Raw genomic sequence first — 11094 nt, forward strand, 5'->3', positions numbered from 1 at the left:
TATACAGTAATGTTTTCTTGCGACGCGCACCAGCGCCGCCGGTCACCGCAACGCCATCAGGCCAGGCCCGTCCATTTCAGAAATCGTGTCATATCCGTCGGCCGGCCCAGGAACGATTCGATATTTTGCATGAACGGTCGAGATGCGGACGGTGCGAGAACCTCATCCAGTAATGCTCGACCGATAGCTTGATCCAGCAAGCCTCCAGCTTCGAACCGACTGAACAGATCCCACGCATGGACATCCGCCCAGAGGTAACCGAAAAAGCCGGCATCGTAACCCGTCACCAGATGAGTAAATCCGTGTAGCGGTTTCTCGAAACCCTTCAACGGCCATAGTCCGCTGCGCTGATGGCTGTCTGTCACGAGACGGGAAAGGTCCACTCCGTTGGTGGCCGACCGGTGCAAGCCCAGATCGAGAAACGCCCGGCCCAGGAGCGTTGCGCTGGCACGGGCATTGTCGGCTTGCAGATTGTCCAGCACAGGCTTCAGTTCAGCGCTGCTCAATTTTCGACCATCCTGGTAGTGAGCAGAGATACTTGCCAGGTAATCGGCATCCCAGACCCAGCACTCGAAGAGCTTCGATGGAACTTCCACTCCATCGCTGCCCAGCCGACGCGTGTCGGAGAGCAGGTGATTGTTCGTGCTGACCAGCAGACTGTGCAGGGCGTGACCGAACTCATGGTAGAGCTTTCTGAGCGCCAGGTGGTCCAGCAACGGCGGGCGGCCGTCAATACCCAACGGTATGTCGCTGTACACGGCAACCACGACTCGATGGTAACGCCCCTCGGCATCTACTCGTCGATGCCAATGGGTAACGGTCTTGACCGTGTCAGGTGCTTTGCCATCGTGCTGCAGGGCATCCAGGTAAAGGTGACCGATCGTTGCATGATCCTTGATCACCTCGAAGATGAGCACGCTGGGATGCCAGGCGTTTGAGTCATTCAACTTCTGCACCTCAACGCCGAAGAGCCGCCTGGCCATCTCGCGCAGGGCCGCCACCACACCTTCGAATGTGAAGTATTCCTGCATCGTTGCCTCCGAAAGCAGGCTCTGGGAGCCGCGGGCATTGGCGTGCAAATACTCGATATCCCAAGGTTCGAGGGTATCAATACCCTGTGCTGCCGCTAGCGGCTCTATCGTGCGTCTGAAGGCCGACATGGCCGGTTTCACCCGATCTTCCAGACTTTGCAGAAACGCCTCCAACCGGGCAACAGTGCCGATGCTCTTGGTCTGCACACTCAGCTGCACATGACCCTCGAACCCCAGCAAGCGCGCCTTTTCATTCCGCAGTTCAGCGATTTCCCGAATCACATCACCATTGTCGAGCGCAGGATCATCGCTGACGCCCTGTAAATGGTAGGCACGATAAACCTGTTCACGCAGCGTTCGATCTTTTGCAAATTTGAGAACGTGGGTGAAATTTGCTTCGTCGCAGACAATCACCCAACCGGAAAGCTTTGCGGCCTCCGCGGCCAAGCGCATCTGCCCCTGTTGTTGGCCGGCAATCCCTTCAAGTCGGTTTTCATCCGTCACATGGACGGCAAGGGATGCAACGGATGAGTCAACGTTGGCCAGGAATCGTGTCGTGAGTTCGCCTATTCGTTTTTCCAGTTGTTGCAGGTGGGATTTGTCTTCCGTGCTCAGGTGTACGCCGCCGTTCTTGTATTCCTGAAGGATCAGCGCCAGCGTCGCTTGCTTGCGCGAATCCAGATGCCGGCCTACTGCGCTGTTGGCCAAACGAACATAGAGTTGATACAACTCGACATTCCTCAGCTTCTCTTTGAAGCACCCATCCACATCAAGATAGGTCTTCTGGAACACCTGCCACCATTCTTCGCTGCGGTTGGCCATTGGCGCGAAATCATAGAAAGTGCCTTGCAGATCGGCGTCGAGAGCATCGATGGCAAGGACGAGATCGTCCCAGGTGGGTAATACGGCCTGATGCTCGACAACCGCTTCGATGCCCGATCGATAGTTGGCAATGCTGGTTTCAATAGCCTTCAGGGCCTGGTCGGGAGTGACCTGCCGGTAATCCAGCAAATTTGCAGGTTGCAAGAGTGTCATGACAGTACCTGACGGGATGCGGAAGAAGAGCAGAACTATCCGCACTCCCTCCGCTGCCGCGGCAGGCATTATCTAACACCCATCGACCCGGATTACTCGGTCGGCTTTTTCAGCTTCGGATTCGGGAAGAACTGCACGGTCTGCACCTTGGCCGGTGCCGCTTTCGGCGCCAGCTGGTTGACCCGGGTACCGAGCTCCTTGGGCACCGACAGGCCCTGTTCATTAAGGGTGTCGGTGAAGCCGCAGGCCACGCACTCGCGGTGCGGGACGTCGTCTTCGCTCCACATCATCAGCTTGTCGGGCTCGCTGCACGCCGGGCAGACCGCCCCGGCGATGAAGCGCTTCTTGGTCTTGTTCACTGCAACCTCGCTCATGCCGCAGCATCCTCGGTGAGGCCACTGTGGCGCAGCAATGCGTCGATGGAAGGCTCACGCCCACGGAAGTCCACGAACAGCTCCATGGGTTCGCGCGAGCCGCCGCGGGCCAGGATTGCTTCACGGAACGCACGGCCGGTCTCGGCATTCAGCACGCCTTCTTCCTCGAAGCGCGAGAAGGCATCGGCCGACAGCACTTCAGCCCACTTGTAGCTGTAGTAGCCCGCCGCGTAACCGCCAGCGAAAATGTGCGCAAAGCTGTTGGGGAATCGGTTGTACGCTGGCGGGCGCATCACCGAAACCTCATCGCGCACGCCTTCAAGTACCTGCAGCACGCTGCGGCCGTCGCCGTGGCTGGCGTGCAGCTCGAAGTCGAACAGCGAGAACTCCAGCTGGCGAACCATCATCATGCCCGACTGGAAGTTTTTCGCTGCAAGCATCTTGTTCAGCAGGTCCTGGTGCAGGGCCGCGCCGGTTTCGTAGTGGCTGGAGATCAAGGCAAGGCCTTCCGGCTCCCAGCACCAGTTTTCCATGAACTGGCTCGGCAGCTCGACCGCGTCCCAGGCCACGCCATTGATGCCAGACACACCAGCATGCTCGATGCGCGTCAGCATGTGGTGCAGACCGTGGCCGAACTCGTGGAACAGGGTGGTGACCTCATCGTGGGTCAGCAGCGCAGGCTTGCCAGGCGCGGCCGGGGTGAAGTTGCACACCAGGTTGGCCACCGGGCTCTGCAACTCGCCGCCAGCCGTGCGACGACGGTCGCGGGCGCCGTCCATCCAGGCACCGCCACGTTTGTTGGCACGGGCGTAGAGGTCGAAGAAGAAGCGGCCGACGTGCTGGCCGTTTTCCTTGATCTCGAACAGGCGCACGTCCGGGTGCCAGCTGTCGAAGCCTTTGAGTTCGGCGATCTCGATGCCGTACAGGCGCTGGACGATGCTGAACAGGCCGCTGAGCACCTTGTCGATCGGGAAGTAGGCGCGCAGGGTTTCCTGCGACACGCTGTAACGCTGCTCACGCAGCTTCTCGCCGAAGTAACCGGCATCCCAGCTGGCCAGCTCAGGGCAGCCCTGCTCGGCGGCGTAGGCCTTGAGCTGCTCCAGGTCCTGGGCAGCAAATGGCTTGGAACGCTTGGCCAAGTCACGCAGGAAAGTCAGCACCTGGTCGCTGGACTCGGCCATCTTGGTCGCCAGGCTCAGCTCGGCGTAATTCTTGTAACCCAGCAGCTCGGCCAGCTCCTGGCGCAGGTCGAGGATCTGCTGCATCACCGGGCCGTTGTCGAACTGGCCGGCATTCGGGCCTTGGTCCGAGGCACGGGTGCAGTAGGCGGCATACAGCTCTTCACGCAGGGTGCGGTCGCTGGCGTAGGTCATTACCGCGTAGTAGCTGGGGAATTCCAGGGTGATCAGCCAGCCGTCAAGGCCCTTGGCCTGGGCAGCGGCGGCCATCTGCGCCTTGGCCGAGTCGGTCAGGCCAGCCAGTGCGGCTTCGTCAGTGACGTGCTTGGTCCAGGCTTGGGTTGCGTCGAGCAGCTGGTTGGAGAAGCGGCTGCCCAGCTCGCTCAGCTTGCTCTGCACTTCGGCATAACGCTGCTGCTGGTCGGCCGGCAGGTCGATGCCCGACAGGCGGAAGTCACGCAGGGCGTGGTCGAGGATAGTCTTCTGCGCCACGTCGAAGCTGGCGGCTTCCGGGCTGTTGACCAGTGCCTCATAGGCTTCGAACAGCGCGCGGTTCTGGCCCAGTTCGGTAGAGTAGGCACTCAGCGCCGGCAGGCAGGACTCATAGGCCTCGCGCAGCGCCTGGCTGTTGCACACCGCATTGAGGTGGCTGACCGGGCTCCAGGCGGCACCCAGGCGGTCGTTCAGTTCGTCCATGGCCAGCACCAGGCCGGCCCAGGTAGGCGTCTTGCCTTGCTGTTCGAGGATCTCGGCAATGGCTTTACGGTTGTCGGCCAGGATCGCTTCGATCGCCGGCAACACGTGTTCGGCACGGATTTGCGAGAAGGGCGGCAGATCGTAGGACTGCAGAAGTGGGTTGTTCGCACTCACGGTTCGGATACCTTGGCAGGAGAAACACTGCCCCATCTTAATTACAATCGACGCCGACCGCAGCAGGCAGCCTGCCTATCGGCAAAGATGAGAGACGCTATCATGGCCATCCGCAGCTTCCAGCAACACACTCCGAAAGTGGGACTCAGGGCGTTTGTCGACCGTTCGGCGGTGGTCCTGGGCGACGTGGAAATAGGCGAGGACAGCTCTGTCTGGCCACTGACGGTGATCCGAGGCGACATGCACCGCATCCGCATTGGCGCGCGCACCAGCGTGCAGGACGGCAGCGTTTTGCACATTACCCACGCCGGTCCATTCAACCCCGACGGTTTTCCGCTGATCATCGGTGATGAGGTGACCATCGGCCACAAGGTCATGCTGCATGGCTGCACCCTGGGCAACCGTATCCTGGTCGGCATGGGCAGCACCATCATGGACGGCGCCATCGTCGAAGACGAAGTGATCATCGGTGCTGGCAGCCTGGTGCCGCCCGGCAAGCGCCTGGTCAGTGGCTACCTGTACATGGGCAGCCCGGTGAAACAGGTCAGGCTGCTCAACGATCAGGAACATGCCTTCTTCCCTTACAGCGCCGGCAACTACGTCAAGCTCAAGGACCAGCACCTGGCCGAAGGCTACGACCAACCGGAATGAACCTGACTACCGAGACGCACATGCACCAGCAGAACATCCTTTTCGACCTCGACGGTACCTTGACCAACCCGCGCCTGGGCATCACCCGCTCGATCCAGTATGCCCTGGCCAAGCTGGGCATCGACGAGCCCGACCTGACCCGCCTCGAACACTTCATCGGCCCACCGCTGCTGCAGGCGTTCATGCAGTTCTACAGCTTCGATGAAGCCAAGGCGTGGGAAGCGGTGAACTTCTACCGGGAACGCTTCCGTATCACTGGCTTGTACGAGAACCTGGTGTTCGAAGGCGTGCCGGAGCTGCTCGAAACCCTGAATGGCCAAGGCCGGACGCTGTATATCGCCACCTCCAAACCGTGGGAGTTCGCCCAGGAAATTGCCCGGCACTTTGCGTTCGATCACCACTTCAAGGTGATCTACGGCAGCGAGCTGAATGGTACGCGGACCAACAAGGTCGAGCTGATCCGTCATCTGCTGGATGAGGAAGGGCTGGATCCGGCGCAGACGCTGATGATCGGCGATCGCAAGCATGACTTGATCGGGGCTCGCAGCAATGGGTTGCAGGCGGTGGCGGTGGGGTATGGGTTTGGTAGCCGGGAAGAGCTGGTGGCTGAGGCACCGGCCTTCCATTTCGCCACTGTGGCCGAGTTGCATCAAGCCTTCAGCAAGGGTTGAGGGCCATGGGGCTGCTGCGCAGCCCTTTCGCGACACAAGGCCGCTCCCACAGGTAAAGCGGCGACCTGAAAGTTTGCACAATTCATGTGGGAGCGGCCTTGCCGGGGCGCCGGACCGGTCGGAAAGGACCGCAAAGCGGCCCCAAAATTTCACAGGCTCACATCAACCGCTGCAAAGCCGCCTTCCTGTCAGCAGCCGACAACCGGCCAAGCTGCTCGACCCGCTCATAAAACCGCGCCCAATCCCCACCCACCTCTCGGAATACAGCCGCAAACGCCGGTACCCACTGGTCATAAAGCCCGAACGGCAACAGTTTGGCATTGCTCAACGGCGCATAGATCCAGGCGTCATAGCGCTTGTCGCCGTTCCACTGGCTGTCCCGCACCTGCTTGTATTCACTGCGCAAGCGCTCGAACTCCATCTGCTTGGCCGCCCGCTTGTGCGCATCATCCAAGGGCCCAGCATAAATCGCCTGCAACCGCTCACGGCTGGTCAGCACCAACCGGGTGAACTGGTCGCGCTGCTGCAACTGATCCTCTTCGGTCGCCGCAAGCCCACGGGCGGCGCGCCATTGCCGCGTGCCTTCCTGCTCGACGAAAGTGGCAAACGACTCGTTGAACTCGGTGTCGTCCTGCACATAAAAGCGCTGATGAGCCAGCTCATGGAAGATCAGCGTGGCCAGCCGCTCATCCCCCCAACCGACCATGGAAGACAGAATCGGGTCATCGAACCAGCCCAGCGTCGAGTACGCTTCAACGCCGCTCACGTACACGTCCAGGCCTTGCTGGCGCATCAACGCCGCCTCGCCACGCGCAGCGCCCTGGCGGTAATAGCCGCGGTAGGCGACGCAGCCAGCAATTGGGAAGCAGTGCGTCACCGGTTGCAACGACAGTTCAGGAGTGGCGAACACGTTCCACACCACGTAGGGACGCTGCAGATCGGCGTAGAGCCGATAGCTTCGGTTGTCCGGCAGCTTGAGCTGTTCGCTGGCGAACACCCGCGCCGCTTCGGCATGTTCAAGGCGAGCGCGCAGGAGCGGGCTGCTGGCCGGGTCGGCGATCACCTTGTCCACCGGCTGGCGCGCCCGCAACAGCTGCCATTGCCCCTCGGCCAACTGGCCGTAATAGCCCACGGTGCTGCAACCGTTCAGCAGAAAAGCACCCAGCAGGGGAACCAAATGCCTGAAAACGCAGTCGAGTGGCCCAGGGCCTGAGCGCTTGAAAAGAACAAAGAGATCCATCTGGGGCTATCCAACTCGCTCATGGCCAATGCGCTCCAAGACTATCTCGCCAAGGGGGAGTTTCGCCATGCGTGCACTGTTGGTCACCGGCTCACTGCTGCTGGTTTCTGCCTGTTCAACCCTGCCCGACCCGGACCCGAACCTGGCCTGGGTCGATCTCACGCCCTACGACGAAGCTTCGCTGGACGCGAAGCAGGTGGACGAGCGCGACTGGGCCGACACACGCTACTTCGAAGTGCCTCCCGGCAGCCATGAGCTGACCGTGCGCTATCAATTCCCGGTCACGCCGAGCAATATCGGCCCGGTCGACGAACCATTGTGGCGTGATTGCCAGGTCAAGCTGACGTTCAAGGACTTCAACGCCGGGCAGCGCTACCAGCTGCAAGCCGGCAGTATCGGCTTCCGCCCATGGATCAAGCTATACGACCACCAGCAGAAACTGGTCGGGCAGGGCCTGCCAGCAGGTTGCCAACGCACCTGAACCGCACAAACGGCGCTATGCTTGTAACTCGTGTATCGCGAGTGGGAGTTTTGCCATGCGCCAGCCCATGATGCTGATCGCCCTCAGTGCATTGGGGGCTTGCGCCAGCCCCTTGCCACCCGTAGACCCCGCCAAGGCCTGGGTCGACCTCTACACCGTGACCCCTGGCCGCCTGCTCATGGCCGACCGCCTCGACGGCCAGCGCCTGGACGATGGCCGCTACTTCCAGCTGACCCCAGGCAAGCATGAACTGGTGGTACGGTTCGACTATGAAATCTATGCCGGCGGCATGCTCACCAGCCCCAAGGATCGGACCTGCTACCTGACCGTGCGCTTCGACGACTTCAAGGCCGGCGAGCGCTATCGCCTGGAGGCACGGGCACCGGTGATGGACCCGCAGGTGCTGTTGTACGACGCCAGCCGCAAGGTGCTGGTGAACGAGCCGAGCGACGTGTTCTGCATCCCGTGATTGATTAGGGCCGCAGTGCGGCCCCAATCAATCAACGGTCGTTCTTCTGGTAAATGATCTTCTTCGTCCCGCCATCACAGGTGCCGACGATCATGTTCTGATCCTTGACCTCACTGTTGGGCACGATTTCCAGGGTGTAGGACGTCACACCTTGGGCCTGGATCTTGGCTTCGATCTCAGCCTTGAGTTCTTCGCACGGTTTCACCGCCGCCAATGCAGAAGTGGCCACAAGCGAAGCCAGCACGGCGATTGCTACGCGAATCATGGAACGGCTCCTGGCAAGGCAGCTGCGCTGCCGACGCTGTTTAGACTACAGCAAACAGCTGCCGTTGCGCGGCCTAGCCCACCAAGGTGGCGTTCAGGCTGATCTTAGCGTTGAGCACCTTCGACACCGGGCAACCGGCCTTGGCCTTGTTGGCGATTTCGAGGAACTGCGCCTCGCTGACCCCCGGCACCTTGGCCTTGAGAATCAGTTGCACAGCGGTGATGGCAAAGCCGTCGGGTTGTTTGTCCAGCGTGACTTCGGCAATGGTATCGATGCGGTCTGCGGTGAACCCTGCCTCACCGAGCATCATCGACAGCGCCATCGAGAAGCAGCCGGCATGGGCCGCGCCGATCAGCTCTTCCGGGTTGGTCCCCGGCGAACCCTCGAAACGCGTGTTGAAGCCGTAAGGGTTCTGCTTGAGAGCGCCGCTTTCGGTGGAAAGCAGGCCTTTGCCATCCTTCAGGCCACCTTGCCAGATCGCCGATGCTGTCTTTTTCATGATGCCTCCTGGTCATAGGGTTACTTACCTACATTTTCGAGGTCAGCGTCCTGCAGCAAGTTCAGAGCAATCGCACAGTGAGGATTGAATCCTTCGAATCCGCCCATACAGAGTTCAAAAGGCCTCCGGGCCAAACACCCTTGCGGAGGCTCCGATGACGCAGCTGCGTGACCTGAAGATATCCACCCTCGACCTGGTGCCGGTGCGCGCCGACAAAGGCCCAGCACAATCGCTGCACAATTCGCTGGACCTGGCCCGGCATGTCGAGCGGTTTGGCTACAACCGCTTCTGGGTGGCCGAACACCACAACATGGACGGTATCGCCAGTTCGGCCACCTCAGTACTGATCGGCTACCTGGCTGGCGGCACGTCGACCATTCGCGTCGGCTCCGGCGGCATCATGCTGCCCAACCATGCGCCGCTGGTAATCGCCGAACAGTTCGGCACATTGGCCAGCCTGTATCCGGGACGTATCGACCTGGGCCTGGGCCGCGCGCCCGGCTCCGACCAGATGACCGCCTACGCCCTGCGCCGTGACCGCGCCGGCAGCGCCGACGATTTCCCGGACGATGTCGAGGAGCTGTCGCGTTACCTTGGCCCACGCACCGATGATCAAAAAGTGATCGCCGTACCCGGCCACGACACCGACGTTCCCCTGTGGCTACTCGGTTCCAGCCTGTTCAGCGCCCAGCTGGCCGGGATGCGCGGCATGCCATACGCCTTTGCCTCGCACTTCGCGCCGCGCTACATGCATGAGGCGATCCGCATCTATCGCGACCATTTCAAACCGTCGACCACGCTGGACAGGCCCTACGTGATGCTGGGGATTCCGATGGTGGTGGCGGAAACCGACGAAAAGGCCGAGTACCTGGCGACCTCGGTGTACCAGCGCATTCTGGCGCTGATTCGAGGCCAGAGCCTGATGCAGAAGCCACCTGTGCCGAGCATGGACGGGCTGTGGTTGCCCCACGAGCGCGATGCCGTGGGCAGTTTCCTTGGCCTGGCGATGATCGGCAGCCCGCAGAAGGTCAGGGCCAAGGTGGAGGTGCTGCTGGAGCAGACCGGAGCGGATGAGCTGATCTTTACCTGTGACTTGTATGAACATGCGGACCGGATTCGGTCCTATGAACTGATGGCGCAGGCTTTGAAATGACGCTTCGCGGGCAGGCCCGCGAAGAATCCAACCTTAGCCACGGCGGTAGACAATCTCCTTGCTACCGCCCTCACAACTGCCGATTACCTTGCCAGCCGGCTCGCCCTTGTTGACGATTTCCAGCTTGTAGCCCTTCACGCCCTTGGCATCGAGCTTCGAGGCGATCTCTGCCTTGAGCTCTTCACAAGGTTTGCCGGCAGCCATCGCCCCACCAGCCAGCACCATCAAACCCATCGCCAGCATCAGTTTCTTCATCGATCGCATTCCTTGTACAGATGAGAAAAGACCAAAAGGGCGCCGCCAAGGCGCCCTTCGGAGTTATAACGCCATCACGCCGGGCTATTCCAGCCCGGGAATGTTTCAGCTGTTGGCGATGCGGAAGCCAACCTTCAGCGTGACCTGGAAATGCGCGGCCTTGTTGTCGCGAATATGGCCACGGGTGTCGATCACTTCAAACCATTCCAGGTGCTTGATGCTCTTGCCAGCTTCGGCCAGGGCATTATTGATCGCTTCTTCGATACTGTTGTGGGACGATCCCACCAGCTCGATCTTCTTGTAAGTGTGATGATCGGTCATGAGCGCTCTCCTTGGGTGACGGTGTGATTGAGCCTAGCAGCGCAGGCCTGGTTTACCTGCGAGCCACCACCGTTCGGTAAAGTTCGATCGCACTTTCCCGCAGCCCGGTAGTCGCAATCCTTACAGTCCATTCTGCAAAGGAGAGTCAACATGCACCGCAACTCGCTGCGTAAAACGTCCCTGGAAAGCATGGAAGCGGAGATCGAAAGCCTCCTGAAAAGCCTGGAGAACCTGAAGCACGATGCCTCCGAGGAAACCCAGAAGTCAGTGAAGGCGATGCGCAGCAACGCCGAAAGCGCGCTACGCCATTCGCGCAGCCTGATCAGCGATGCCTATGAGGAAGTGAAAGAGCGCACCCGCCAGACGGGCATCGCCACCCGCGATTACGCCCAGGAGCACCCATACACCACCGCAGGCGTTGCCATTGGCGCTCTGGGCCTTCTGGCGGCATACCTGCTGTGCAAGCGCAACTAAGCGTTCTGCCTGGCCAGTTCGGCGCGTAGCCACTGCGCCAGTTGCTCGGGGGGGCCCCCCCCCGCTCGCCGAAGAAACCACAACACCCACGCGGGCAGGGGCGGGGGAAAAACCCCCAACGCCCCCC

Annotated in this window: 14 protein-coding genes; 6 read left to right on the forward strand and 8 right to left on the reverse strand. The window is 60.8% G+C overall.

Annotated elements, in window-relative coordinates:
- Nucleotides 1-56: 56 nt before the first annotated feature.
- From ACLEJU_RS23360 to prlC, 3 genes are all read right to left on the reverse strand, one after another.
- Nucleotides 57-2066 (reverse strand): M3 family metallopeptidase, encoded by a 2010-nt coding sequence (locus ACLEJU_RS23360; RefSeq protein ID WP_435425139.1) that lies wholly within the window; start codon nt 2064-2066, stop codon nt 57-59.
- A gap of 92 nt (nt 2067-2158) precedes the next feature.
- Nucleotides 2159-2440, reverse strand: a complete 282-nt coding sequence (locus tag ACLEJU_RS23365; RefSeq protein ID WP_435425138.1) for a YheV family putative zinc ribbon protein — start codon at nt 2438-2440, stop codon at nt 2159-2161.
- Nucleotides 2437-4488 carry an oligopeptidase A gene (gene prlC, locus ACLEJU_RS23370; RefSeq protein WP_440776752.1) on the reverse strand — a complete coding sequence of 684 codons (2052 nt, stop codon included), beginning with the start codon at nt 4486-4488 and terminating at the stop codon, nt 2437-2439. The genes ACLEJU_RS23365 and prlC overlap by 4 nt, the downstream gene beginning before the upstream one ends.
- 102 nt (nt 4489-4590) lie before the next feature.
- Between prlC and ACLEJU_RS23375 the strand changes: the two genes are divergently transcribed.
- The gene (locus tag ACLEJU_RS23375; protein WP_400726803.1) at nt 4591-5139 is read left to right on the forward strand and encodes a gamma carbonic anhydrase family protein; all 549 of its coding nucleotides are present in this window, start codon (nt 4591-4593) and stop codon (nt 5137-5139) included.
- A 20-nt stretch (nt 5140-5159) separates the two neighbouring features.
- Nucleotides 5160-5810, forward strand: a complete 651-nt coding sequence (locus tag ACLEJU_RS23380; RefSeq protein ID WP_435425145.1) for an HAD family hydrolase — start codon at nt 5160-5162, stop codon at nt 5808-5810.
- A gap of 157 nt (nt 5811-5967) precedes the next feature.
- Here ACLEJU_RS23380 and ACLEJU_RS23385 read toward each other — a convergent pair whose 3' ends face one another.
- The gene (locus ACLEJU_RS23385) at nt 5968-7050 is read right to left on the reverse strand and encodes an aminopeptidase (protein WP_435425136.1); all 1083 of its coding nucleotides are present in this window, start codon (nt 7048-7050) and stop codon (nt 5968-5970) included.
- Between the two features lie 67 nt (nt 7051-7117).
- On the opposite strand from ACLEJU_RS23385, the gene ACLEJU_RS23390 reads away from it, so the two are divergent.
- On the forward strand, nt 7118-7531 hold the full coding sequence (locus tag ACLEJU_RS23390; protein WP_110639490.1) for a PA0061/PA0062 family lipoprotein: 414 nt from the start codon (nt 7118-7120) through the stop codon (nt 7529-7531).
- A 55-nt stretch (nt 7532-7586) separates the two neighbouring features.
- Nucleotides 7587-8000: a PA0061/PA0062 family lipoprotein gene (locus ACLEJU_RS23395; RefSeq protein WP_103448355.1), complete on the forward strand. Its 414-nt coding sequence runs from the start codon at nt 7587-7589 to the stop codon at nt 7998-8000.
- 31 nt (nt 8001-8031) lie between these two features.
- On the opposite strand, the gene ACLEJU_RS23400 is transcribed toward ACLEJU_RS23395, so the two are convergent.
- Complete coding sequence (locus ACLEJU_RS23400) at nt 8032-8265, reverse strand: DUF1161 domain-containing protein (protein ID WP_027917153.1); 234 nt, start codon at nt 8263-8265, stop codon at nt 8032-8034.
- 73 nt (nt 8266-8338) lie between these two features.
- The gene (locus tag ACLEJU_RS23405) at nt 8339-8764 is read right to left on the reverse strand and encodes an OsmC family protein (RefSeq protein WP_435425135.1); all 426 of its coding nucleotides are present in this window, start codon (nt 8762-8764) and stop codon (nt 8339-8341) included.
- Between the two features lie 154 nt (nt 8765-8918).
- Here ACLEJU_RS23405 and ACLEJU_RS23410 point away from each other — a divergent pair, with 154 nt between their 5' ends.
- A complete protein-coding gene (locus ACLEJU_RS23410; RefSeq protein WP_435425134.1) occupies nt 8919-9917 on the forward strand; it encodes an LLM class flavin-dependent oxidoreductase in 999 nt (332 codons plus the stop codon).
- 33 nt (nt 9918-9950) lie between these two features.
- Here ACLEJU_RS23410 and ACLEJU_RS23415 read toward each other — a convergent pair whose 3' ends face one another.
- Both ACLEJU_RS23415 and ACLEJU_RS23420 read right to left on the reverse strand, forming a co-directional pair.
- Entirely contained in the window at nt 9951-10172 is a 222-nt protein-coding gene (locus tag ACLEJU_RS23415) for a DUF1161 domain-containing protein (RefSeq protein ID WP_435425133.1), read from the reverse strand.
- Nucleotides 10173-10277: 105 nt separating this feature from the next.
- Nucleotides 10278-10493, reverse strand: coding sequence for a dodecin (locus tag ACLEJU_RS23420; protein ID WP_400653913.1), 216 nt, complete (start codon nt 10491-10493; stop codon nt 10278-10280).
- A 150-nt stretch (nt 10494-10643) separates the two neighbouring features.
- Between ACLEJU_RS23420 and ACLEJU_RS23425 the strand changes: the two genes are divergently transcribed.
- The gene (locus ACLEJU_RS23425; protein WP_027917148.1) at nt 10644-10967 is read left to right on the forward strand and encodes a DUF883 family protein; all 324 of its coding nucleotides are present in this window, start codon (nt 10644-10646) and stop codon (nt 10965-10967) included.
- Nucleotides 10968-11094: the final 127 nt, after the last annotated feature.

This window comes from Pseudomonas sp. SMN11 (assembly GCF_052041945.1).
Taxonomy (GTDB): domain Bacteria; phylum Pseudomonadota; class Gammaproteobacteria; order Pseudomonadales; family Pseudomonadaceae; genus Aquipseudomonas.